The organism is Neobacillus terrisolis (assembly GCF_051233475.1).
Taxonomy (GTDB): Bacteria; Bacillota; Bacilli; order Bacillales; family Cytobacillaceae; genus Bacillus_BU.
On the sequence record NZ_JBKFGH010000011.1, the window covers coordinates 246,564 to 271,726 of the forward strand.

A 25,163-nucleotide genomic window follows, 5' to 3' on the forward strand; every position below is an offset into this window, starting at 1 on the left:
CTGAACGTGCCCGAATCAAAGCAAAAGAGGCGGTAACGATCACAACCTTTTCTGCCCGCCTGCACACAAAAAGACCAATCCCAGTTTCAGATTGGCCAAATTTTTTGTGTACAAAAAAACGGCACCAGATTAATCCATCAAAAATCCAGCCATTTTTAAGGCATCAACTGCATCATCCAATGCAGCCTTAGATGATGCTGCAATCGTATGAAGATGAATTCCATTTGTTAATTCTGACAAATAGGCAGCCTTCGTTGAGCGCACCTTCTCCATGAAATGTTTCACATCGTTTCGGTTTGAAACCATAATCGACGCGGTTAAATCCCCATAGACAGGATGCTCAATTTTCACATCCTTAACCGTAACCCCATGATCAACTAAAATATTTAATTCTTCTTCAGTTCGTTCCGGAGAATGCGAACAAGCTATCGTTCGCTCGTACTGTGTTTCTGTCGAGTGCTGCTTCAAATAAAGATATCCTTGGCTAGTCGCAATAATCGGTTCACTCTTGGCTTTTAAAATCGTAATATCGCCGACAATAACCTGGCGAGAAACCTTAGCATTTGCTGCGAGCTCACTGCCAGTAATCGGTTCACTGCTTTTTTTTAATAAGTCTAGAAGATAGGCACGGCGTGCTTCTCCCAAACTCCTTTTTTGTTCTTTCATAATATGGTTCACCCTTACTCCTGATGATTTCAAATTTTATCATACTTCAAACGTTTGCTTAAGTATGAATGCCTTAAAAAGTAATGAAAAAAATATGAATCACATATTATTTACTAAATTGCTTAATTTTTTTTGTTGATGATTAGCAAAATGCCCATTTCGACATACAATGTATGGACTTATGCCATCTTAGGAGGGAAATCAGTGTGAAGATCCATATCGTACAGAAAGGGGATACTCTTTGGAAAATCGCCAAGAAGTACGGCGTGAATTTTGAAGAGCTGAAAAAAATGAATACCCAGCTCAGTAACCCTGATATGATCATGCCCGGTATGAAAATAAAAGTTCCAACTTCTGGGGGAACCATAAAAAAAGAAACCCCGTTCGGAGGAGCGCCGGCAAAAATCAATATGGGCGCTAAAAAAGAAATGCCGATATCTCAACAGCCAATTGCCAAGGAACAGCCTATTGTAAAGCAACAACCGATTATAAAGGAACAGCCTATTGTAAAGCAACAACCGATTGTAAAGCAACAACCGATCGTAAAGGAACAGCCGATTGTAAAAGAGCAGCCATTACCAGTGATGGAGGCTCCAAAAAAGGAAATGCCGGTAAAAGAAGCACCAATCATGGAACAACCTATTAAAGAAGTACCGAAGGCTCCTTTTATTCCGAAAATGCCGTTGCCGATTATTCCGGAAATTGACATAAACAACTACTATATGATGAATATGGCAAACATGACTGTCCAGCAGCCGCCGCAACCACCACCGCAACCGCCAAAGCCTGAAATTCTCCCAGAAATGAAAGAAGAATCCGTCGAAAGTGTTGAGCTTCCACCTATGGAGCAACCAATTCAAGGAGGGTGTATACAACCTATGTATCCTTATCCGTGTCCACCATATTTATATCCAATTTCACCAGTATTGCCGGGTTCTGGCTTACCATGTCCACCTGCATATCCGTCTCATCCTTATCACCATGATCATCATGCAATGCACTATTCACCTGCAGGAATGACCGCTCCGGCTATGGGGGGACCAGTATTTAATCCACAAATGTATGAAGAATCATCATCTTCATTTATGCCACAAATGCCTGTACAATCTGCACCGCAAGCTGTAGCAGGTATGGAATTTCAACCGTCTATGCAGCCACAGGCTCCAATGGGATATCCTGGGTATCCACAAGCTGCACCTATGATGCAGGCTCCATATGGATACTCTCCATATCCAGCGGGACCGCTTGTGCCAATCTCACCAGTTTTACCGGGGACAGGACTTCCGTACGGACAAATGCCAACAGGATACGGAACTCCACCGCAGGGCTTTCCATATCCTCAAACTCAAGCTCAGCCAATGATACAAGGGATGGAATCTCCTGAAATGATGTCATATTCAAATCCGATGGCTCAACCTATGACTGCTCCAACTCCTCCGCCTGTCGCAGGTACAGCTGACTGTGGTTGTGGAGGAACGGTAGCTCCAATCGAAAGCGGAATGCCGTACCCACAAGTTGGAATGCCATACCCGCAAGTCGGAATGCCGTACCCACAAGAAGGAATGACATATCCGCAAGGCGGAATGCCGTTTCAGCAAGAAGGAATGACATATCCGCAAGGTGGAATGCCGTTTCAGCAAGAAGGAATGACATATCCGCAAGGCGGAATGCCGTTCCCGCAAGGTGGAATGTCATATCCGCAAAGCGGAATGCCGTTCCCGCAAGAAGGAATGCCATATCAACAACCTGGGATGCCATTCCCTCAGGGAGGGCAAGTATATATACCGCCATATGGTGAACAGGGGTTAGCCCAGCCACCATATATGAACCCATTTGGACCTGGCGCGATGGGCAGCGGATTTCCAATGAGAGATGAAAGCAGTGAATATGAGGGGTAGATACACTGGAGACGATTTAGTAAACAATCGTCTCCTTTCCATTTTGAATAAAAGTGTCCCTTTTTCCATTAAGAAAATAAAAAAAATCCGCGGCTCCGTTTTCCTGCTTGAAACAGGTTTCAAAACGTTTATTTTAAAAGGATTTTCATCGCTGCCACGCTTACAAGTTCAGGAAGCTTTTACTTCGTCTTTAAAAAGCGAAGGTTTTGTAAACTCATACTCTTTTTACCGTTTTACTGAGGATCCAATCTATTTTAATAAAAAGTATTATGGATTGATCGAGTATATTGAACCACACCGTGAACGCTTTTCATATTTAACTGCTGCAGATCGTCTTGAGGGGTTAAATCTGCTGCATACTTTTCATCTTACTACGAAGCGAATATCTAAAAAGTACGAAAGGATTTTACCTCAGTTTAATCTTTATGAAAAATGGGTGGAACGAAAAAAACTTTTTACGATAAATTCCTCAATTATTAAAAATTACTTGCCAAAAGAAATGATGAATGAACTGCTCGAGTGGGGGAATGATTCCCTTAACGGGATTAAAAATGAAACGTTGCGGATTGAAGATGAACCACCCGTAATCCTTCATGGGGATGTTGCTCATCATAATTATTTACGCTCCACTTCAGGAAGATTATTTCTAATTGATTTCGACCTCATTTCAATAGGTCCTGAAAGTATCGATTTGCTACAATATGCTAACAGAATTTTGCCCTTTATCAATTGGTCTTTTACCCAGCTATCGGAATATCCTCTTTTTGATCAATATTTACAAAATCGGACGTTTTTATTTGCACTCATGTATCCTAGTGATATATTCAGGGAATGGAACCGAATTATTAAGGAAAAGAGCTACATCCTTCCAAATAAATTACTGCCCGTCCTTGAATTAACGACAGAACAATTTCAATTACGAAAACAATTCATTAAAGAACTAAAAAATGTGGTAAAATAACAGGAAAATATGCACTTGAAAGGAAGTCACAGATGGAGCAAAAGATCGAGAAATTAGTTGAATGGTTACAGCAAAAGGTAAAAGATGCTGGAATGAACGGTTTAATCGTTGGGGTTAGCGGCGGAATTGATTCGGCAGTCGTTACCCATTTAATAAAACGGGCGTTTCCCGACAATTCACTAGGCGTCATTATGCCGCTGAAAAGCAATCCAAAGGACCGTGAAGATGCTTTAAAGGTAATCGAAAGCTGTGGCATCAAACACTTAACGATTGAATTATCAGAAACACATCGTACTCTTTTTTCAAAAATTGAAGAGCAACTAAAAGAATCAGGTGATTGGAATGAAGATAGAGCTAAACTTGGTGACGCCAATACAAGAGCCCGTCTTCGAATGACAACTTTATATGCCGTTGCAAATAATTTTGGCTATTTAGTAGCTGGGACAGATAATGCTGCGGAATGGCATACGGGTTATTTTACAAAATATGGAGATGGTGGAGTGGACTTAGTACCATTAGTTCATTTTACAAAAGGGGAAGTTCGCGAGCTCGCTAAAATATTGGGCGTACCGGAAGAAGTAATCAATAAAGCACCAAGCGCTGGCCTTTGGGAAGGGCAAACAGATGAAAATGAAATGGGCACCACGTATGATATGATTGACCGTTACTTGAAGGGTGAAGAGATCCCTGAGACGGATAAAAAAATCATTGACCGGATGCATGCGATTTCAGAACATAAGCGCAATCTCGCTGCAGCTCCTCCGAAGTTTTAATTGGCCTTAATTAACAGAATGAAAAAACCTCCTTGCACGCAAGCTAAAAATGAGCGATAAGCTCAAGATGCTGGCGAAGGGGGTTTTTCGTTTGAATAAAAAACACTTCCTGGTACCATTGATTAGTTTGACATTCGGCTTAGTTGGTTGTGCCGATAATGATGAATCGGCCGTTCAAAATAGGAATAGCGAGAACGTACAGCCATTTGGATATTATTCCAATGAGGATCATAATAATGGCGGCAATGTACGAATCCTTGACGATAACGATGGCCCTGTTACGGAAATAATGGACCATTCATTTGGTGAGGAAGGTGTAAATGAACGAAATTGGCGAACCAAAGTGCTTGAAAACGGAGATGTAAATGGCAACCCTGCAAACCCAACCAAACCGCTTAGCACATACGATCGAAATTTTTTCCAAAGAGATAATCGCTTTAGTACAAGTGATGTTAATTATCATGGCCATTTAGACAACAAAGAAAGCAGAATTCGCAGTGCGAATGATACGGTCTATGATGTGAACCTTGCAAATAAACTGGATGCTGAAGCTTCAAAGGTAGCCAATGTGCAAGGGGTTCACTCGCTTGTGTATCAAAATAGCGTCATTATAGCAGTGGACTTAGCGAATATTACAAATGAACAAGAAACGAGACAAAAAATTCGTCAAGCTGTTCAGCCTTATGTAAAAGGGCGTTCTGTTACAGTCGTGGCAGATGAAGGAACGTTTACCCGAATTCGCGATATCAATAATAACATTGAGAATGGCAGGCTTCGGGAAGGCTTTGATGTAAATCTAAGAAGGATAACAGAGTCAAATCAAAATCAAACGCGATAAAAAAAGCAGACTGTCGTGTTCGGCAGTCTGCTTTTTCAGCAATTTAATGATACTCAACCATCTCATCCGGGGTCGTTTGAAGAATGTATTTAGTCGGACCACCGTATAAACTACATTGTGTATTAAAATCCGGATCTTCCGGGACATAAATTTTATCAGTTGGATCATTTACATATCCTGTTACTCCGTTATAAGCACAAAGTTTACAATCTCCATTAATATTTTCTAATCCGGATTTAATCGTCGCCGTACCTAATACGATAAAAGTAGAATCCCTTACACTATTCCCTATTTGATTGACAGTAAGGTCCCCACCGACAAAAAGCTTGAAATCATTGAATGTATTATTGATAATGCCAATTTGTGCATCGCCCTCAACTTCTAGTTCTGAAGGAACGGAAACTTTATCCTCTGTAATATCTTGGAAGTTGTTGATTTCACTGGCGACAAAATCTCCTTCAACATGTATTTTTCCGCCTTGAACATTGACGATGGTTCCGCTAACGTTAAAATCATCTTCAAAATATAAGGTGGAATCTTTAATATTTTGAAGATCTCCTTCAAAGGATTGAGGGGTTGTATAAAGACATTGTATTCCAGAAATTTGACTAGGATCGCCGCACTTAATCGGAGAGGTAATGCTGCCAGGATGAGCAATAGCATAATTCCCATTGGTATCGAGTTTATAAAGGTATTTTAAATGAATACTTAGTGAGCGTGTTTCGTTCTTCTTAATCCCTTTACTATTTAATAAAATTCCAATGATTCTTGCATCTTTATTTAAATAGGTAGTCATATTATTGGGAAGCAGTTTGATGGTAGCTGTAGGCGGTAAACTATATTTACTAATGTCTCCAATTGTTTTGATTTCAAAATAAACGTCATCTTTTGATATCGGCTTTTTTGTTTCAATAACATTTAATTGATTATTGATAGTAGTAAAATAATCATTGATCGTTTCTGCTCCAGCGTTATTCTGAAGGGCAATAGTATCGTTGATTTTGGTTTTAAAATAGATCGCGCCCATTTCGGCAATGTCTGTAGATTGAATATTTCCCTCTGTTTTGTTGATTTGTTTCATATTATTAAGGATCGATGTGAAAATCATCAAGCCGATTGCTGTGAATAATGTAAACATGAGAATGACAGTGAGCAGTGCCATCCCTTTTTCGTTGGTAAGATGCTTTTTCAAAACGAATTCCTCCCTATATCCGCGAAAGAATGGTTTTTACCTCAAATGATTGCTTATGGTCTTTCTTATCTCTTACGATGAGCTTAATAGGTAAGTTTTTTTGAGTCTTTTTTATGTTTTGTGTCAACACATTGCAAGAAGAAAATGACTGGTCTAGTTCAAAACAAATGACATATTCAAACCGTGAATCAGAAATAATCTTCTTTTGTCCTTCCAATTTAACATCATTACCATTATAAGGAATTAACGTAATAGTAGACCCATAGGGATTTTTATCAAGGGTGATATCATATGTACTATGAGATTCATGCCACGATGTTAACTCGGCTAATACAATATTGGCTTGCTGTTGAAGGTTAACAGTTGTTTTCGCTGTATTTGAGTATTTGATTCCATTTGTAAATACACTGAAAACCAATGTGCCAACAAACGCCATAATAGCAAGGGTGATCAGTAATTCAATCAAGGTCAGTCCATTTTGATTAAAGTATCTGTTGTTCATGTTCCATCCCCTGACGACTTTTTTTCATAGTACATATACGATTCAGAAAGCAATTTATCATTTTTGTCATACGTTTCAATGTATACACGGTATAGGTTGTTATAATCAGGATTTTCTTTAACATAAACGGATAACTTTTTTCCGTCGGAGTTAAGTTTTAATAAGTAATATGATTCATTTATAATTGAACCGTCTGTCAATGTCACGGGTCTTGACGTTGATGAGTTGATCATGATATCTTCCATTAAATTCAATCCAACATATAATGAATTATCTTTGGACAAATCACTAGCCGTAACCTCGGTGTCGGATATATTAATAATGAAATTGGCGAAAGCAGGGCTATCATTAAGTGATACTTGTTTCTCCCTAATAAAATTAACGCCGATAACCTTTTCAGATGTTTTCGTATTGTACCGAAATGAATTCGTGAAAAAAGCGATGAAAGTGATTAACACAATCGTTAATAAAGAAGCGGCCACTAGTAATTCAATTAATGTTACTCCTTTTTCATTCCCCTTAATGAAGTTCATTCAGATCACCTGCAAAGTTTAAGTAGTTTCCTATGTATTTCGAACTATTTCGACATATTTCAACACTAATTATATCACTTCTCGAAGTTATAATGTTAGAAAATGGATAATCTTTCTCAAAATGGTCACTATAAATATGTAAGGGAATTGACATTTTTGGTTTCCTATTTTTAAAAGAGGTGGTCGTCTATGAATGCCAGAATGTCCGTACTAATTACGGCAGCAGCCAGTTTTCAACTATTATTTTGTGATGGGTTGACTGGAAGCGCAGAAGAAAAAGTAGTGACAAGACATGAGGCAGAGATTCAAGAAACTCGGGTGCAAACATTGATTATTTTGCAAAGGGTTTATTTAGATGGAGATATAAGTGAGGAGTATATTACAGAAACTTCTAAAACGATTCCCGAAATTAAAGAAAAATATAAACAGTGGCAGTTTGTGAGTCAACAAGGACAAGTACTAAAATTCCGGTATCCAATGGACGATATTTCACCACTACTTAAGGCGAATGGTTACTTTGGGATTACAGAGGAAGGGATTCTGACAATTTTTAACGGGAAACCGAAAAATTCAAAGGTGATTCATTCATTTTTTCAAATCGATGTTGGGAAGCTTGAAAGCAGAAAAAAACAACAATTAATAAAAGGGATTCCCATTAAAACGAAGGATCGCTACCATCAAGTCTTGGAAACCTTTAAACCCTATTCGGTGGAAGAATGGAATTAAAAAAGCTAGAAACTGTTTGAAAAGTACTTTGCGCATGGCTAATTGCGCTTAATTAATAGAAAAAGATTTCATTAAAGAAGAGGCTGGCTCATTAAGTTAGCCTCTTTGTCATGAAAAATTGAACTTTTTGTTCATAAGCGAAAAAATGGTATGATACAATGAGTATCAGTTTAATGACAGGGGAAGCCGCTTTTGGGGGCTATGCCGCTTGCACAAGAAAATAGGGAGAGAAAGCACTTGTTTGAATATATTAAAGGAACAGTCGAATTTGTGGGTCCGGAATACATCGTTGTTGAGAATCAGGGAATCGGTTTTCAACTAATTACTCCAAATCCATTTCATTTCTCAAAACAAATTGGCAAAGAAGTCCGTATTTATACGTATCACTATGTCCGTGAAGACATAATGTCTCTTTATGGTTTTCAATCACGAGAAGAAAAGACTTTATTTACAAAGCTATTAAACGTGTCAGGGATTGGTCCGAAGGGAGCTCTCGCGATACTGGCATCGGGAAATCCTGAACAAGTTATTTTTGCAATAGAAAATGAGGATGAGTCCTTCCTTGTAAAATTCCCAGGAGTTGGCAAGAAAACTGCACGACAAATGATTCTTGATTTAAAAGGGAAATTAAAAGCGGTTGTCCCTGACTATTTTCCTGATCTATTCTCTGCCGAGGATGATCGTTTTAGTCCACCAACTTTAGCAGAATGGGAAGAAGCTGAGTTAGCATTGAAGGCATTGGGCTATTCGGAAAAAGAAATTAGAAAAATTGCCGGTGAGCTTCAAAAAGAAAAGCTTTCAACGGATCAGTACATAAAGAAGGCACTGCAAAAATTATTGAAATAGATTTATCACATAAAAGGGTGTAGATAGTCATGGAAGAAAGACTTATTTCTGCCGAAGCGGATGATCGGGACGATTCTTATGAGCGTGTCTTACGGCCACAAACATTAAACCAATATATAGGGCAAGAAAAAATTAAGGCCAACCTTGATATTTTTATTAAAGCTGCCAAGCTGCGTCAAGAGACTTTGGACCATTGTTTATTATATGGACCTCCTGGACTTGGGAAGACGACGTTGGCCACCATCATTGCTAATGAAATGGGCGTCAATATTCGAACGACCTCAGGGCCGGCGATCGAAAGACCAGGTGATTTAGCGGCAATCCTAACTGCATTAGAGCCTGGTGATGTATTATTTATCGATGAAATCCACCGGCTGCAACGCTCGATAGAAGAAGTTTTATATCCGGCGATGGAGGATTTTTGTTTGGATATTGTCATCGGCAAAGGTCCGAGCGCCAGATCTGTTCGTTTGGATTTGCCTCCGTTTACTTTAGTCGGGGCAACGACTAGAGCCGGATCGATATCGGCGCCGTTACGAGACCGATTTGGGGTATTGGGAAGATTAGAATATTATACGGTGGACCAGTTAACCGAAATCGTAACGAGAACAGCGGAAATTTTAGAAACAGAAATTGACCCGCAGGCTGCTGAAGAAATTGGAAGAAGATCAAGGGGAACACCAAGGATTGCCAACCGCCTCCTAAGAAGGGTCAGAGATTTTGCTCAAGTAAGCGGCGATGGAAAAATTAAAACAGCTCTTGCAAATGAAGCGCTTGAACGGCTTCAGGTGGACCGTTTAGGTCTTGATCATATTGACCATAAATTACTTAAAGGGATTATTGAAAGGTTTCGCGGTGGCCCCGTCGGCTTAGATACAATTGCTGCGTCTATCGGTGAAGAATCAGCAACGATTGAGGATGTTTATGAACCGTATTTATTACAGATTGGCTTTTTGCAACGAACTCCACGCGGACGAGTCGTAACCGATTTAGTCTATCATCATTTTCATATGGAGGTGCCCGATAAAAAATGACGGGTCTGTCCAAAACAATTATGTTGATTGGTGCCATTGTCTTTGTAATTGGGTTTATGATGAATTTTATTCATTTAGGAAAGCTGCCCGGAGATATTATCATTAAAAAGGGGAATACCACTTTTTATTTTCCGGTTGTCACTTCCATTTTGTTGAGTGTCTTGTTATCGGTGGTTTTTTTCATCATCGGGCGCTTTCGTTAAAATATCATTGTTATTTTTCATTAGATTTGTAAAAAATGTAATTGGTTAAAGAAGGTGACAACTTGAAAGTTGACTTATTTGATTTTGATCTACCAGAAGAATTGATTGCCCAAGTTCCGCTTGTCAATCGTAGTGATAGCCGGTTAATGGTGTTAAATAAAGAGACCGGTGAAGTGAAGCACGAGATATTTAAACATATTGCTGAATATTTTCGTGCAGGTGACTGTTTAGTTTTGAATGATACAAGAGTTCTACCCGCTCGATTATTTGGCTTAAAAGAGGATACCGGTGCTAATGTAGAGGTATTATTGTTAAAGCAGGAAGGTGATGATCGGTGGGAAACGCTGGTTAAGCCTGCAAAGAGAATCAAGCTTGGAACTAAAATTGTCTTTGGTGACGGCCGTTTAACGGCTGTTTGTGTTGGGGTCTCTGAACATGGCGGCAGAACGCTTGAATTTCATTATGACGGTATTTTTTATGAAGTGCTTGATTCTTTAGGCGAAATGCCACTTCCACCTTATATAAAGGAGCAGCTTGACGATCGCGATCGCTACCAAACTGTTTTTGCTCGGGAGAGAGGATCTGCCGCGGCTCCAACTGCTGGTTTGCATTTTACCGAAGAATTGTTAGCTGAATTAAGGGAGAAGGGCGTCCATATTGCGTTTATCACATTGCACGTTGGGCTTGGAACCTTCCGCCCAGTCAGTGTGGATGATATTCATGAGCATGAGATGCATGCAGAGTATTATCAGATAACAGGTGAGACGGCTGAATTATTAAATCAGGTCCGCGCTGAGGGCGGCAGGATTATTTCCGTTGGAACCACCTCGACGAGAACACTTGAAACGATTGCATCAGCACACAACGGGAAATTTGTTCGTGACAGCGGCTGGACAGATATATTTATTTACCCTGGATACGAGTTTAAGGCAATTGATGGGATGATCACAAACTTTCACCTCCCAAAATCCACTCTTATCATGTTAATAAGTGCATTAGCAGGGAGAGAAAATGTACTTCATGCCTACAAACTTGCAGTTGAGGAAAAGTACCGATTTTTCAGCTTTGGCGATGCCATGTTGATTTTGTAATAGCGACTTAGAAGGAGGACAAGCAATTGTCTGCGATTAAATATGAATTAATTAAAACGTGTAAACAAACAGGTGCGAGGCTTGGACGGGTCCATACACCGCACGGTTCATTTGAAACCCCAGTTTTTATGCCGGTAGGAACGCTCGCAACGGTTAAAACGATGTCACCGGAAGAGTTAAAGCAAATGGGTGCGGGGATTATCTTAAGCAATACGTATCATTTGTGGCTTCGACCAGGTAATGAAATTGTTAAAGAAGCAGGCGGTCTTCATAAATTTATGAATTGGGACCGCGCCATCCTAACCGATTCAGGTGGATTTCAGGTTTTTAGCTTAAGTGATTTTCGTAAGATTGAAGAGGAAGGGGTTCACTTTCGCAATCACTTAAACGGAGACAAATTATTTTTATCACCAGAAAATGCAATGGAGATTCAAAATGATCTAGGTTCAGACATTATGATGGCCTTTGACGAATGTCCACCATTCCCGGCTACATTTGAATATATGAAAAAATCTGTGGAGCGAACCTCACGATGGGCAGAACGCTGCTTAAATGCGCATGCACGACCACAAGATCAAGGTTTATTTGGGATTGTTCAAGGGGGAGAATATGAGGAACTTCGTAAGCAAAGTGCAAAAGACCTCGTATCTTTAGACTTTCCAGGATACGCAATTGGAGGTTTATCGGTCGGTGAACCTAAGGATATTATGAACCGTGTCCTTGAGTTTACAACCCCTTTACTGCCTGATCATAAGCCAAGATACTTAATGGGTGTGGGCTCCCCTGATTCACTAATCGACGGTGCTATCCGTGGTGTGGATATGTTCGATTGTGTTCTTCCTACTCGAATTGCCCGAAACGGAACATTAATGACAAGTGAAGGCAGATTGGTTGTAAAAAATGCCAAATTCGCAAAAGACTTTGGGCCATTAGATCCAAATTGTGATTGCTATACATGTAAAAATTACAGTCGGGCCTATATTCGACATCTTATTCGTTGTGACGAAACATTCGGAATACGATTAACAACTTACCATAACTTATATTTTCTGTTAAAATTAATGGAACAAGTCAGACAAGCGATTCGCGAAGATCGTTTAGGGGACTTTAGAGAAGAGTTTTTTGAAAAATACGGCTTTAATAAGCCTGATGCAAAGAACTTTTAAATCTTGTAACCTTGAAAGGAGGGGAAAGAATGGAAAACATACTAGGAACAGCAGGTCCTCTTGTGGTCATGTTTGCTTTATTTTACTTTTTACTGATTCGTCCTCAACAAAAGAGGCAAAAGGCAGTAAATCAAATGCAAGCTGATTTGAAAAAAGGGGACAAAATTGTAACAATTGGCGGCCTTCATGGATTTATCGATTCAATTGATGAAGGTACTGTTGTCATTAAGTGTGGCGATGGCAGCCGACTTACATATGACCGGAACGCAATTCGCGAAGTAACTGAAAATAAATAGTAAAAAAGGAAGCGAGCTTGTGCTTGCTTCCTTTTTCTTTTGTACGGGATTAGGCAGTCCTTGATTTAGAAGTTAGATTTACTCCTAAAATTCCTCCCATCATGGCAATCAGCATAAAGCAGGTGTGATAGATTAACTGTTCCCCATTAAATAGTCGGTCATAGCCAAGATATTGAAATAGAAAGATTACCAGAGAGTACAGCAAACCGGTGACTCCTCCAAGCATCCAGCCCTTTTCTTTGCCTTTCCCCCCAGAAATAAATCCGCCGGCAAATAATGAAATAAAGGAAGCTGCTGTTAGGACTACTTGAAGAGATGATTCCTGTACCGAGGAAAATCTTAAAATAAGTGAAAAAATAAGGCTGCCAACAATCTCCAATAAAAAAATGGCAATTAATCCGTGTGCAACAGATATGCCGAATTGTTTGGATGCGATGTTCATCCTCCCCTTTCTTCTTAACCTATAGGATGACTGCCCCCATGGTTAACAGGTTTCTAGTACAAGCATATTCTCGAACATACATGATTAGAATGAAAAATTGCTTTAAAAAGGGGAATTTATTGGTAAAATAATCAATTTATAAATCCGTACCGTTTGTACAAACTATGATGGTTATATTTTTTCTAGGAGGGGCAATGATGGAAGAGTATTTAATCATTATTATTAGAACACTCGTACTTTATTTGCTCATCTTAATGCTGTTTCGACTAATGGGGAAAAGAGAAATTGGCGAATTAAGTTTATTGGATTTAGTGGTTTTTATGATGATAGCAGAAATGGCGGCTGTTTCGATAGAAAATACGGATGACTCCATTTGGCGCACGATTTTACCGATGGCTCTTTTAATGATGATCCAAATTCTATTTGCCTTTATATCAATAAAAAGTAAAAAGTTTCGAGATTTGATCGATGGGAAACCAACCGTCATTATCTCCGATGGAAAGATCGATGAGGAATCGATGAGAAAACAGCGCTATAACTTTGATGATCTCCTTCTGCAATTAAGAGAAAAAAATATCCGAAACATAGCGGATGTAGAATTTGCGATATTGGAGAGTTCAGGAAAGTTGTCCGTTTTTGAGAAACAAAATAATCCCGGTAAAACAGAAAATGGAGGCTTTACGATCCCATTGATTATGGATGGGACAATTCAGGAGCAAAACCTTATGATGATCAATAAGACGAATTTGTGGCTAAGGCAGCAATTGAAGAAAAAGGGCTATAACCACATAAAGGACATTTCTTTTTGCAGTTATCAAGATGGGGAATTTTTTATTGATATAAAAGATGAGAAATAAGGCACTGCTGTCTTCAAGTGCCTTATTTAATGTCTACACTATCGGAAGACCCATTTGGCGAGAGGGGCCCCAATCCATGGAATCCGCTTAATGTCTTCTTTGTATACTAACTTGAAAACAAATAAAAGGAGGATATAAAGAATCGTCATTTCAATGGCTCCGACTAACACCTTAATGGACAGCGGAGCAACGACGGTAAAATGGTCCATAAGCCATAGCCCGCTCCATGTAGTTATCCCGATGACAATAAAGGTTTTCAAATATTCCCGCACATAAAATGAAAAGGAAATCTTTTTTAGGACTGTCGCAAAATGAAGAAATGTCACCAGGACAAAACCAGTAATAATCCCCAATGCTGCCCCAGTGATTCCGAAACTAGGCTGACTCGCTAATAAAAAAATGACAACTGTTTTGACAACGGCGCCAATAAAGCTATTGATCATCGCCGCTCTTGCCAGATTCAGTGCCTGCAGGACGGCTTGAAGTGGTTGTTGGTAGTAATAAAATAAAAAGAATGGGGCCATAACTTTGATAAAATTGGCGCCACTCTCCGAACCGTACATCACTTTCATAAGCGGTTCAGCTAATACATAAAGCAGAACAACAGATATTCCGCCTGTCAGGAAGGTAAATCGTAAGGCTTGCTGCAATCTGTATTCAATTAATTTATTATCATTGCGAGAATTAGCCTCACTGATCGCTGGAACGAGTGAAGTGGATAACGACAAGGTAACGAATGAAGGCAGCAATAAGACAGGCATCGCAAATCCTGTTAAGGCACCATACTGTTTGGTCGCGGTAACGGTCGCAACCCCGGCGATGGCAAGACTATGTGCAACCACAATCGGCTCGAAAAACCATGATATCGAACCAATCATCCTGCTGCCGGTTGTAGGCAGTGCAACGCTCATCAGCTCATGAAAGGTTTCTTTTCCGGAATGCATAAATTTAAAAAAGTCCGTTCGAAGTTTAAATCGTTTTTTTATTTTGAATGAAGTCACTAAATAGATGAGTGATATCAATTCGCCGATCACGGAGGCAAACATTGCAGCAGCGGCTGCATATTCAATGCCATAAGGCAAAAACGCTTTAGTAAGGAAGGCAATAAGGGCAATCCGAACGATTTGTTCTAATACTTGGGCAATCGCCGTTGGCTTCATATTTTGTCTGCCTTGAAAGTAACCACGAAGGACCGAGGATATCGCCACTATCGGAACAATAGGAGCAATGGCTAACAGCGGTAAATGCGTTCTCTCGTCCGTAAATAAGGTATCAGCAAGATAGGGGGCTAACAGGAAAAGGACTGGTGTAAAGATGAGCGATAATAAAATAGTAATAGATAAAGAAACAATTAAAATCTTTTTTATTTTTCCATAATCCCCATTAGCTTCTGCTTCCGCAACATTTTTCGAAATGGCAACAGGTAATCCTAGCTGAGTTATTGTTATAACCAGGATTAATGTCGGAAATGCCATCATATAGAGGCCGACTCCCTCTTCTCCTATAAATCGGGCAATCACAATTCGATTGATAAACCCTAATACCCTTGTCACTAACCCGGCAATTAGTAAAATTATAGTTCCCCTTAAAAACTTCGACATCCCACTCCCTGCCTTCTCAAACATGCTGATATCATATACAATTAACTATATGCACTCATGTGGACAAAGCATGACAAGTTGTTTCGTTAACAGTATAAAAATTGACCCAAGCTTGGAGGCGGATTTAGATGGTATTAAATCATGAATATGATCGGTTTCGTGAACTAGTAAATCCAGTTTTAAAGAGTAAGGCGGAAGAATTTAAAATCCTTGGCTATCAGGAAGTAACGGAGCAAGAATTATGGGGGTATTTAACGAACAAGAAGTGGAAAAAAACAAAGGAAGAGATCCGCTTATATGAAATTGTCCAGGATATTTTATCCGTCCAAATCGGTCAATACATGAGCTATGCCACAGTAGAGGCGTTCAAATTGCCTGATTTTTCCTTTGAAAACGAGGAAGACCGTCAACAATTACTTAAATAAGCTTTATTAAGCTATTATTAACGTTTTTTGACTTTTTCCTATTGAAATTGACTTAAAATATAAACTGTTTCATAATGACAATATTGACTTTTATTAATCATTTTTCTTATTTCGAAGGCGATTAACAAAGGCCAAAGTTCTCGGCAGGTTTTTCTAAGGAGGATTTATACATAATGGTAAAACGGAGTCGCATCATTGCCTTTTTTATCTTCATCGTTGTATTTGCTGGAGTGATGGGGATAACATCAAAAAACATATTAGGCAATATTAAGCTTGGATTGGACCTTCAAGGTGGGTTTGAAATTTTATATGATGTAAGTCCCGCTGAGAAAGATCAAAAAATTACAGAGAAGGTATTGGCCAATACGGCCGAAGCACTGGACAAACGTGTTAACGTATTAGGTGTTAGCGAACCTAATATTCAAATTGAGGGAGAAAACCGTATTCGTGTCCAGCTTGCGGGCGTAACAGATCAAAACAAAGCTAGGGAAATCCTTTCGACAGAGGCAAACCTATCTTTCCGTGATGCAAATGATCGATTAATGATGGATGGGACCGACTTAGTTGAGGGTGGTGCCAGTCAGACTTTTGATCAAAACGGAAAACCGAGTGTTTCGCTTAAGTTGAAAGATTCGGACAAATTCCGTAAGGTAACAGAAGAAATTTTGAAAATGGCTCCTAATAATGTTCTTGTTATCTGGCTTGATTTTGAAGAAGGAAAGGACTCATTTAAAGAGGAAGTTTTGAAAGAAAATCCGAAGTTCCTTTCTGCACCAAGTGTTAATGAGGTCTTCAATCAGGATGAAGTTTCGATTGTAGGAACATTTACTGTTGAAGAAGCAAAAGAACTTTCAGCTTTGTTAAATTCTGGAGCATTACCAGTAAAGCTTGATGAAATTTATTCAACTTCAGTTGGTGCCAAATTAGGGGAACAGGCAATGGACGAAACGGTTCTAGCGGGGATTATCGGTATTTTAGCCGTATTCTTGTACATGATTGCCTATTATCGTTTCCCAGGTTTCATCGCAACGTTAACTTTAACTGTATATATCTATATTACTGTTCTAATCTTTGATTTAATGGATGTGGTCCTTACATTGCCTGGGATTGCAGCCTTAATTCTCGGGGTGGGGATGGCAGTTGATGCCAACATCATTACTTATGAACGGATCAGAGAAGAAATAAAAGTCGGTAAATCGATTAAATCTGCGTTTCATGCAGGAAACGATAACTCCTTCTCTACTGTAACGGATGCGAACCTGACGATGCTGCTTGCAGGCGTTGTGTTATTTGTGTACGGGACTAGCTCTGTTAAAGGTTTTGCGACAGGAATTATTATCAGTATTCTAGTCAGCTTTATCACGAATGTTTACCTTTCAAGATGGTTGCTTGGATTATGGGTAAACAGCAATTGGCTTAAAAATAAGCCAAGTTGGTTTGGTGTTAAGAAAAGTGAAATGTATAGTCTGTCAGATAATATCGATACATTGGATTTACCAACAAAATTTGATTCTGTTGACTTTGTAAAATACCGTCGTAGATTCTTTATCGGTTCTGCTGCTTTCCTTGCTGCAGGAATCGCTGTTTTATTAGTTTTAGGCTTGAATTTAGGAATCGATTTTACGAGCGGAACCCGAATTGAGGTTCTTTCTAAAGAGAAGATAACTAAAGAAGAGTTTAAAACTGAACTTAAACAGTTAAACCTTGAGACGGACGATATTGTCATTTCTGGTGAAGAAAAAAATATTGGTGTGGCTCGTTTTAAAGGGATTTTGTCTAAACAGGAAATTTCTGAACTAAAAACTCATTTTAAAGATGAATTTGGTTCTGAGCCGAACGTGAGCAGTGTAACGCCAACGGTTGGTAAGGAATTAGCTAAAAATGCACTAATTGCTTTAGTGTTATCATCAATCGGTATGATCATTTTTGTTACATTCCGTTTCGAATTGCCAATGGCGGTATCGGCAGTTATTGCCTTACTTTATGCGACCTTCTTTGTCATACCAGTCTTTAGTATTACAAGAATGGAAGTCGATATCACCTTTATTGCTGCCCTGTTAACGATTGTCGGATATTCGATCAATGACACGATTGTAACCTTCGACCGGATGCGTGAGAATATGATGAAGAGAAGAAAGATTAAATCATATCAAGAGATTGTCGACGTTGTTAATACAAGTATTCGTCAAACATTAGGCCGTTCTATTAATACGGTGTTAATGGTTACATTAACTGTCATTGCGCTTTTAATATTTGGAAGCGAAACGATTCGACCATTTTCAATTGCCCTAACGGTGGGATTAGTGGTTGGAACGTATTCCTCGATTTACATTGCTGCTCAATTATGGGTTGAATGGAAACATAAGGAACTTAAGAAAAAAGGTGTGCTTATTACGTATAAGGAAAAACGTAAAAACTCTGATCAACCACAAGTTTAAAAGTTTGGACAATCCAGACCACGTTTGGATTGTCTTTTCTTTTTGGCTGTGTTAAATTGGGCTGTTGATTGCAGCGAGAGGTGCTCGCTTTCCGCGGGGGAGTCCGCGAGCCTCCTCGGCGCCATTGCGCCTGTGGGGTCTCCCGTGACACCTTCTCCCGCAGGGGTCTCGCACCTTCCGCTCCAATCAACAGCGTGCTCAAAATCAACATTGTTTTTTAACACAGCTTTCTTTAAAAAAACGATTCGTATCATCTTGAACTTTCATTGAATCCGAAGTCAGGCTTTTGTATAATAAGAAGGTTGAGGGGTGAAAACGAATGTTAAAATCAAAAAAGCGATGGATAGTTCGCCAATCAAACGAAGAGAAAATTCAGGACCTGCAGAAAGAACTGGCCATTTCTCCTCTTGTGGCATCATTGCTTGTCAACCGAAGTATTGATTCGGTTGAAGAGGCCCGCACCTTTTTATTCACAAACGAACAATCATTTCATGACCCCTTCCTACTAAAAGACATGGAGAAGGCAGTCACCAGGATCAAAACAGCTATCGAACAACAGGAACAGATTTTCGTCTTTGGAGATTATGATGCTGATGGCGTTAGCAGTACAGCAGTATTAATGAAGACGTTACAGGATCTTGGGGCAAACGTTCAATATTATATTCCAAACCGTTTTACAGAAGGTTACGGTCCAAATGAACCGGCTTTTCGATATGCAGCAGAATGCGGTGTCCGTTTAATTATTACCGTTGATACCGGAATTGCCGCTTTACATGAAGCGGCAGTAGCAAAAGAATTAGGAATGGATTTAATTATCACTGATCATCATGAACCGGGCCCAGTTCTTCCTGATGCATTAGCCATCATTCATCCGAAATTGGCTGACAGCACTTACCCGTTTCGCGAATTGGCCGGAGTAGGTGTTGCATTTAAGTTATCCCATGCTCTTTATGGATTTGTTCCAGAGCATTTATTGGATATTGCTGTTATAGGAACAATCGCTGACCTTGTATCACTGACGGGTGAGAATCGGTTAATTGCAAAAGCCGGAATACGCAAAATGAAGGCTACGAAATGTGTAGGGCTTCAGGCTTTGTTTAAATTAACAGGGGTTAATCCAACGACTATTAATGAAGAAACGATTGGCTTTTTACTTGCTCCGCGAATTAATGCTGCGGGACGATTAGAAAGTGCAGATATTGCCGTTGAATTACTTTTAACAGAGGATATGGACGAGGCTACCCGGATCGCCGAAGAAATGGAAGACCTCAATAAGCAGCGTCAAGCAATAGTTAATAAAATTACTGAAGAAGCAATTAAGGAAGTAGACGATCATTTTCCGGTCTCCGAAAACTCAGTCTTAGTTATTGGAAAATCAGGATGGAATGCTGGCGTAATTGGTATTGTCGCTTCAAAACTCGTGGAACGCTATTATCGACCAACTATTATCCTTAGCTTTGATGAAGAAAAAGGTTTGGCAAAGGGCTCTGCGCGAAGCATTGCCGGGTTTGATCTTTTTAAAAATTTATCTACCTGTCGTGACATTCTGCCTCATTTTGGCGGGCATCCAATGGCTGCTGGAATGACGTTGAAACTCGATGATGTAGAGGAGCTTCGCAAAAGCCTTAATGCACTTGCTGCCGAGCAGCTAACAGCAGAGGATTTTATCCCGATTGTCAAAATTGATAGTGCTGTCTCTTTAGAAAATATTGATTTGACCTCAATTGAAGAAATGCAAATGTTATCTCCTTATGGCGTCGATAATCCGAAGCCAAAGGTAATGATCGAAAATGTTGGGCTTTCAGGACTGAAGAAAATTGGGTCTGAACAAAACCATCTTAAGTTAACATTAACAGAGTCCCAAGCAACTCTTGACGGGGTTGGGTTTGGTCTGGGGCATTTATTTGATCATATTTCTCCCAATACAAAGCTGTCCGTAATCGGAGAATTAGCGATAAACGAATGGAATAATATTAGAAAACCGCAAATCTTCCTTGCAGACCTTGCCGTATCTTCTTGGCAGCTCTTTGATTATCGCGGGGTTAAAAAACGTGATAAATATCTTGAAGCCATCCCTGCTTTAAACCGGAAATGGATTGTTTTTAATCAAGAAAATGTTTCGATTATCCCAGACTATCAAAATCAGGATGTTATATGTGTTGAAACAATAGAGCAAGCTAAAATATGTGACATTGAGGAAAAAAATGTTGTGTTAGTAGACTTGCCACCTTCAAAGGAAATGGTGGAGCATCTGTTTACCAGAAAACAGCCTGATAGGATTTATGTTCAATTTTATAAAAATGATAGCGACTTTTTTAGTACTATTCCAACGCGGGATCATTTTAAGTGGTTCTACGCGTTCCTTTCCAAAAAGGGAGCATTTAATATTAAACAACACGGTCATGATTTGGCAAAGCATCGCGGTTGGACAAAAGAAACGATCGACTTTATGTCACAGGTGTTTTTTGAATTGGACTTTGTTAAAATAAACAATGGATTCATTTCGCTTACGGCAAGTGCAAGTAAACGGGATTTAACAGAATCTAAAACATATCAGTTAAAATTGGCACAATTTTCCCTTGAAAATGATTTGTTATATTCGCCATATCTGCAGTTAAAGGGCTGGTTTGATAACGTCATTCAAGGGTCGGTAAATAATGAGGAGGAAATGAAAGCATGGATTTAAAACAATATATTACAACCGTTCCTGATTGGCCAAAACCAGGGATTCAATTCAAGGATATTACTACATTAATGGATAACGGTGCAGCTTATAAGTATGCAACCGACCAAATTGTAAATTATGCACGTGAGAAACAAATTGACTTAGTTGTCGGTCCAGAGGCACGTGGTTTCATTATCGGTTGCCCGGTTGCTTATTCATTAGGAGTAGGTTTTGCGCCTGTCCGTAAAGAAGGCAAGCTGCCTAGAGAAACAGTTAAAGCAGAATATGGACTTGAGTACGGTAAAGATATCTTAACGATCCATAAGGATGCTATTAAACCTGGACAACGAGTTTTGATTACCGATGATTTATTAGCAACAGGTGGAACAATTGATGCAACGATTCGCCTAGTTGAGCAACTTGGCGGGGTAGTAGCGGGAATTGCTTTCCTAATTGAGCTTTCTTACCTTGAAGGACGCAACAAATTAAGCAACTATGACATCTTGACATTGCTAGAATACTAATTACTAAAAGAGCACCCCACAAGCGGGTGCTCTTTATTAATATTATGGCTATGTTAAAGAACAATGCTGATTTTGAGCACTCTGTTGAATGGAGCGGAAGGTGCGAGACTCCTGCGGGAGAAGGTGTCACGGGAGACCCCACAGGCGCTTGCGCCGAGGAGGCTCCCGGACTCCCCCGCGGAAAGCGAGCACCTGGAGCGGAAATCAACAGACAAATATATCAGAGCAAATATTATAAATGTGACATCGAAATGTGATTGGAAAAATATTTTTTTGTTTATTTGGCGATAAATTTAACAAAGTTTTTGAATGAAAGCCCACCTTATAATATAATTAAACTTTAGAACTTTATAATTTATTTTAATTCATTTTAATCTTCCAGAAAAATAACAATCCTTTCACTTTACATCTGCCGTTTTTTTTTTGATAATAGTAACAATCATTTTAAAACGGATAGCTTTTTTATAAGTGGAATTTTCACAAAATACGCACAATACAAAGGTGATTACATGGCGAACGATCAAGTACTTAGCGCCGAACAAGTCATCGACCGAACAAAAGCATACTTAAACGAAGAGCATGTTGAGCTGGTGAAAAAGGCATATGAATTTGCCAAGGATGCTCATCGTGAACAATATCGAAAATCTGGTGAACCGTATATTATTCATCCCATTCAAGTAGCCGGAATTCTGGCTGATTTAGAAATGGATCCCGCAACGGTTGCAGCAGGTTTTCTTCATGACGTCGTTGAAGATACCTCTGTTTCACTAGAGGATATTAAAGCCGCGTTTAATGATGAAGTGGCAATGCTTGTCGATGGAGTGACGAAACTCGGGAAAATTAAATATAAATCACATGAAGAACAACAAGCAGAAAACCATCGAAAGATGTTTGTAGCGATGGCACAGGATATGCGGGTTATCCTTATCAAGCTCGCTGACCGTCTTCATAATATGCGGACGTTAAAACATTTACCGCACGAAAAGCAACGGAGAATTTCTAATGAAACAATGGAAATTTTTGCTCCGCTTGCCCATCGGTTGGGGATTTCGAAGGTTAAGTGGGAGCTTGAAGATACGGCATTAAGATATTTAAACCCTCAGCAATATTATCGAATTGTTAATTTAATGAAGAAAAAACGCGCTGAACGTGAGCAATACCTTGAAGAAGTCATTGCAGAAGTGCGCGCAAGAATGAACGAGGTCGCCATTAAAGCTGAAATTTCCGGAAGACCTAAACATATTTACAGCATTTATCGGAAAATGAACCAGCAAAATAAACAATTCAATGAAATCTATGATTTATTGGCGGTGCGAATTATTGTAAGCAGCATAAAAGATTGTTATGCCGTGCTTGGAATCATTCATACTTGCTGGAAACCAATGCCGGGCCGATTTAAAGATTATATTGCAATGCCAAAGCCAAATATGTATCAATCTTTGCATACAACGGTGATTGGACCGAAGGGTGAACCGCTTGAGGTTCAAATCCGAACGTCAGAAATGCACGAAATTGCAGAGTTCGGGATTGCTGCCCACTGGGCGTATAAAGAAGGGAAATCTGCGCAAGAACTTTCTTCTTATGAAGAAAAGCTTACTTGGTTCAGAGAAATTCTTGAATTCCAAAATGAAACGGACGATGCAGAAGAATTCATGGAATCGCTCAAGGTAGATTTGTTTTCGGATATGGTGTTTGTTTTTACACCAAAGGGCGATGTCATTGAACTTCCGGCCGGTTCCGTTCCAATCGATTTTTCATACCGAATTCACTCGGAGATCGGAAATAAAACGATTGGTGCAAAAGTAAATGGAAAAATGGTTACGCTTGATTACAAATTAAAAACGGGCGATATCATTGAAATCATGACTTCCAAACATTCGTATGGGCCAAGCCAAGACTGGCTAAAGCTTGCCCAAACTTCACAAGCAAAAAATAAAATCAGAGCCTTTTTCAAGAAGCAGCGCAAAGAAGAGAACGTGGAAAAAGGGAAAGAGCTTGTTGAAAAAGAAATTCGTAATATGGATTTTGATGTGAAAGAAATCCTTACAACAGAGAATTTGAAGCGAGTTGCTGAAAAATTCAACTTTGCCAGTGATGAAGATATGTACGCTGCTGTTGGTTATAATGGGATCACGGCGCTGCAAGTGGCCAATCGTTTAACCGAAAAATGGCGGAAAAAGCGTGATATGGAGCAGGCGACGAATGTTACAAAAGCCGTTTCGGAGCTAAAAGGATTCGCGCCTAGTAAAAAACGTGATTCTGGTGTTCGAGTTACTGGAATAGATAATCTACTAATTCGGCTGTCTCGCTGCTGTAACCCTGTTCCTGGTGATGAAATCGTTGGTTTTATTACGAAGGGCAGAGGAGTTTCAGTGCACCGTGCCGATTGTACGAATATAAATACCGATGATGCTAAAGATCGTTTAATTCCGGTTGAATGGGATACGGCACTTAATGATCGAAAAGAGTACAATGTTGATATCGAAATTACTGGATATGACCGCCGCGGCCTATTGAACGAGGTTCTTCAAGCGGTTAATGAAACAAAAACCAATATTTCAGCCGTAACTGGAAAATCTGATCGCAATAAAGCGGCAACCATTATTATGACGATTGCCATTCACAATGTGGCACACCTGCAAAAGGTTGTTGACCGTATTAAGCAAATCCCTGATGTGTATGCAGTCAGACGGATTATGAATTAAGGAGTATAGCAAGGATGAGAGTGGTTGTACAACGTAGTAAAGCAGCTAGTGTAAAAGTGGACGGGGCGACGGTCGGGGCGATTGACAAGGGCTTTGTCTTATTGGTCGGCGTTACCCATGAGGATAAGGAAGCAGATGCTGCATTTTTAGCTGATAAAATAGCCAATCTTCGTATTTTTGAAGATGATGGCGGGAAAATGAATTTGTCGCTGTTAGATGTAGGTGGTGAGGTTTTATCCGTTTCACAGTTTACCTTATATGGTGATTGCCGAAAGGGCCGGCGGCCAAACTTCATGGAAGCAGCAAGACCGGAACATGCTATCGGTATTTATGAAGTATTTAACCAGCTTTTGCGCGAAAAAGGGATTAACGTAGAAACCGGAGTATTTGGGGCAATGATGGATGTTCAACTTATCAATGATGGTCCTGTAACATTAATTGTAGAAAGTAAATAATATAAAGGCTGCCATGAACATTTCATGCCAGCCTTTTTTTTATCCAATTAAAGATAGTATAAAAGTTAGTTGAGTGTCTAGCTCCAGCGCCCAGCGACTAGTGAACTTCGCCCACCTCCCTACGATAAGTCAACATCGAATCGCTATCGCTCTTCGTGTTTCCTTTATCTCAGTCGATGTGCTCCAGTCCTGTCGTGCGCTACCCGGGCGCTTGCGCTTTTCTTATTACTTCTTAAAATATTTCGCTAAGCCTTGGAAGATGCCGTTGGCAGCTTGTTCCTGAAATTGATCGGTTTGAATTAACGATTCTTCGGTAGGGTTACTTA

At 39.6% G+C, this 25,163-nt stretch carries 24 protein-coding genes; 18 read left to right on the top strand and 6 right to left on the bottom strand.

Annotated elements, in window-relative coordinates:
• Nucleotides 1-129: 129 nt before the first annotated feature.
• Nucleotides 130-666, bottom strand: coding sequence for a transcription repressor NadR (locus ACI48O_RS08415; RefSeq protein WP_435561302.1), 537 nt, complete (start codon nt 664-666; stop codon nt 130-132).
• 206 nt (nt 667-872) lie between these two features.
• On the opposite strand from ACI48O_RS08415, the gene safA reads away from it, so the two are divergent.
• From safA to ACI48O_RS08435, 4 genes are all read left to right on the top strand, one after another.
• On the top strand, nt 873-2,564 hold the full coding sequence (safA, locus tag ACI48O_RS08420; protein WP_435561303.1) for a SafA/ExsA family spore coat assembly protein: 1,692 nt from the start codon (nt 873-875) through the stop codon (nt 2,562-2,564).
• Nucleotides 2,554-3,525, top strand: coding sequence for a phosphotransferase (locus ACI48O_RS08425; protein ID WP_435561341.1), 972 nt, complete (start codon nt 2,554-2,556; stop codon nt 3,523-3,525). Before safA ends, ACI48O_RS08425 begins: the two co-directional genes overlap by 11 nt.
• Before the next feature lie 32 nt (nt 3,526-3,557).
• A complete protein-coding gene (gene nadE / locus ACI48O_RS08430; protein ID WP_435561304.1) occupies nt 3,558-4,298 on the top strand; it encodes an NAD(+) synthase in 741 nt (246 codons plus the stop codon).
• Between the two features lie 91 nt (nt 4,299-4,389).
• Nucleotides 4,390-5,136 (top strand): YhcN/YlaJ family sporulation lipoprotein, encoded by a 747-nt coding sequence (locus tag ACI48O_RS08435; protein ID WP_435561305.1) that lies wholly within the window; start codon nt 4,390-4,392, stop codon nt 5,134-5,136.
• 43 nt (nt 5,137-5,179) lie between these two features.
• On the opposite strand, the gene ACI48O_RS08440 is transcribed toward ACI48O_RS08435, so the two are convergent.
• The 3 genes from ACI48O_RS08440 to ACI48O_RS08450 are packed head-to-tail and all read right to left on the bottom strand — an operon-like array spanning nt 5,180 to nt 7,363.
• Nucleotides 5,180-6,328: a hypothetical protein gene (locus tag ACI48O_RS08440; RefSeq protein WP_435561307.1), complete on the bottom strand. Its 1,149-nt coding sequence runs from the start codon at nt 6,326-6,328 to the stop codon at nt 5,180-5,182.
• A 13-nt stretch (nt 6,329-6,341) separates the two neighbouring features.
• Nucleotides 6,342-6,830: a prepilin-type N-terminal cleavage/methylation domain-containing protein gene (locus tag ACI48O_RS08445; protein WP_435561309.1), complete on the bottom strand. Its 489-nt coding sequence runs from the start codon at nt 6,828-6,830 to the stop codon at nt 6,342-6,344.
• Nucleotides 6,827-7,363 carry a type IV pilus modification PilV family protein gene (locus ACI48O_RS08450; protein WP_435561310.1) on the bottom strand — a complete coding sequence of 179 codons (537 nt, stop codon included), beginning with the start codon at nt 7,361-7,363 and terminating at the stop codon, nt 6,827-6,829. Before ACI48O_RS08450 ends, ACI48O_RS08445 begins: the two co-directional genes overlap by 4 nt.
• Nucleotides 7,364-7,552: 189 nt before the next feature.
• On the opposite strand from ACI48O_RS08450, the gene ACI48O_RS08455 reads away from it, so the two are divergent.
• From ACI48O_RS08455 to yajC, 7 genes are all read left to right on the top strand, one after another.
• Nucleotides 7,553-8,089 carry a BofC C-terminal domain-containing protein gene (locus ACI48O_RS08455; RefSeq protein WP_435561312.1) on the top strand — a complete coding sequence of 179 codons (537 nt, stop codon included), beginning with the start codon at nt 7,553-7,555 and terminating at the stop codon, nt 8,087-8,089.
• A 237-nt stretch (nt 8,090-8,326) separates the two neighbouring features.
• Entirely contained in the window at nt 8,327-8,935 is a 609-nt protein-coding gene (gene ruvA / locus ACI48O_RS08460; RefSeq protein ID WP_435561314.1) for a Holliday junction branch migration protein RuvA, read from the top strand.
• Nucleotides 8,936-8,964: 29 nt separating this feature from the next.
• Nucleotides 8,965-9,969, top strand: coding sequence for a Holliday junction branch migration DNA helicase RuvB (ruvB, locus tag ACI48O_RS08465; protein WP_435561316.1), 1,005 nt, complete (start codon nt 8,965-8,967; stop codon nt 9,967-9,969).
• Nucleotides 9,966-10,172 carry a DUF2905 domain-containing protein gene (locus tag ACI48O_RS08470; protein ID WP_435561317.1) on the top strand — a complete coding sequence of 69 codons (207 nt, stop codon included), beginning with the start codon at nt 9,966-9,968 and terminating at the stop codon, nt 10,170-10,172. Before ruvB ends, ACI48O_RS08470 begins: the two co-directional genes overlap by 4 nt.
• Before the next feature lie 62 nt (nt 10,173-10,234).
• Nucleotides 10,235-11,263, top strand: a complete 1,029-nt coding sequence (gene queA / locus ACI48O_RS08475; RefSeq protein ID WP_435561318.1) for a tRNA preQ1(34) S-adenosylmethionine ribosyltransferase-isomerase QueA — start codon at nt 10,235-10,237, stop codon at nt 11,261-11,263.
• Between the two features lie 26 nt (nt 11,264-11,289).
• Nucleotides 11,290-12,429, top strand: coding sequence for a tRNA guanosine(34) transglycosylase Tgt (tgt, locus tag ACI48O_RS08480; RefSeq protein ID WP_435561319.1), 1,140 nt, complete (start codon nt 11,290-11,292; stop codon nt 12,427-12,429).
• Nucleotides 12,430-12,458: 29 nt separating this feature from the next.
• Nucleotides 12,459-12,725 (top strand): preprotein translocase subunit YajC, encoded by a 267-nt coding sequence (gene yajC / locus ACI48O_RS08485; protein WP_435561320.1) that lies wholly within the window; start codon nt 12,459-12,461, stop codon nt 12,723-12,725.
• A 49-nt stretch (nt 12,726-12,774) separates the two neighbouring features.
• Here yajC and ACI48O_RS08490 read toward each other — a convergent pair whose 3' ends face one another.
• A complete protein-coding gene (locus ACI48O_RS08490) occupies nt 12,775-13,167 on the bottom strand; it encodes a TIGR04086 family membrane protein (RefSeq protein WP_435561321.1) in 393 nt (130 codons plus the stop codon).
• A gap of 197 nt (nt 13,168-13,364) precedes the next feature.
• On the opposite strand from ACI48O_RS08490, the gene ACI48O_RS08495 reads away from it, so the two are divergent.
• Nucleotides 13,365-14,024: a DUF421 domain-containing protein gene (locus ACI48O_RS08495; protein WP_435561342.1), complete on the top strand. Its 660-nt coding sequence runs from the start codon at nt 13,365-13,367 to the stop codon at nt 14,022-14,024.
• Nucleotides 14,025-14,062: 38 nt separating this feature from the next.
• On the opposite strand, the gene spoVB is transcribed toward ACI48O_RS08495, so the two are convergent.
• Complete coding sequence (gene spoVB / locus ACI48O_RS08500) at nt 14,063-15,625, bottom strand: stage V sporulation protein B (RefSeq protein WP_435561322.1); 1,563 nt, start codon at nt 15,623-15,625, stop codon at nt 14,063-14,065.
• 128 nt (nt 15,626-15,753) lie between these two features.
• On the opposite strand from spoVB, the gene ACI48O_RS08505 reads away from it, so the two are divergent.
• From ACI48O_RS08505 to dtd, 6 genes are all read left to right on the top strand, one after another.
• Nucleotides 15,754-16,050, top strand: coding sequence for a post-transcriptional regulator (locus ACI48O_RS08505; protein ID WP_435561323.1), 297 nt, complete (start codon nt 15,754-15,756; stop codon nt 16,048-16,050).
• Nucleotides 16,051-16,223: 173 nt separating this feature from the next.
• Nucleotides 16,224-18,488: a protein translocase subunit SecDF gene (secDF, locus tag ACI48O_RS08510; RefSeq protein WP_435561324.1), complete on the top strand. Its 2,265-nt coding sequence runs from the start codon at nt 16,224-16,226 to the stop codon at nt 18,486-18,488.
• A 319-nt stretch (nt 18,489-18,807) separates the two neighbouring features.
• Nucleotides 18,808-21,174 carry a single-stranded-DNA-specific exonuclease RecJ gene (gene recJ / locus ACI48O_RS08515; protein WP_435561325.1) on the top strand — a complete coding sequence of 789 codons (2,367 nt, stop codon included), beginning with the start codon at nt 18,808-18,810 and terminating at the stop codon, nt 21,172-21,174.
• Nucleotides 21,165-21,677 (top strand): adenine phosphoribosyltransferase, encoded by a 513-nt coding sequence (locus tag ACI48O_RS08520; RefSeq protein WP_435561326.1) that lies wholly within the window; start codon nt 21,165-21,167, stop codon nt 21,675-21,677. Before recJ ends, ACI48O_RS08520 begins: the two co-directional genes overlap by 10 nt.
• 509 nt (nt 21,678-22,186) lie before the next feature.
• Nucleotides 22,187-24,382: a RelA/SpoT family protein gene (locus ACI48O_RS08525; RefSeq protein WP_435561327.1), complete on the top strand. Its 2,196-nt coding sequence runs from the start codon at nt 22,187-22,189 to the stop codon at nt 24,380-24,382.
• Nucleotides 24,383-24,396: 14 nt separating this feature from the next.
• Nucleotides 24,397-24,837 carry a D-aminoacyl-tRNA deacylase gene (gene dtd, locus ACI48O_RS08530; protein WP_435561328.1) on the top strand — a complete coding sequence of 147 codons (441 nt, stop codon included), beginning with the start codon at nt 24,397-24,399 and terminating at the stop codon, nt 24,835-24,837.
• Nucleotides 24,838-25,163 lie beyond the last annotated feature (326 nt).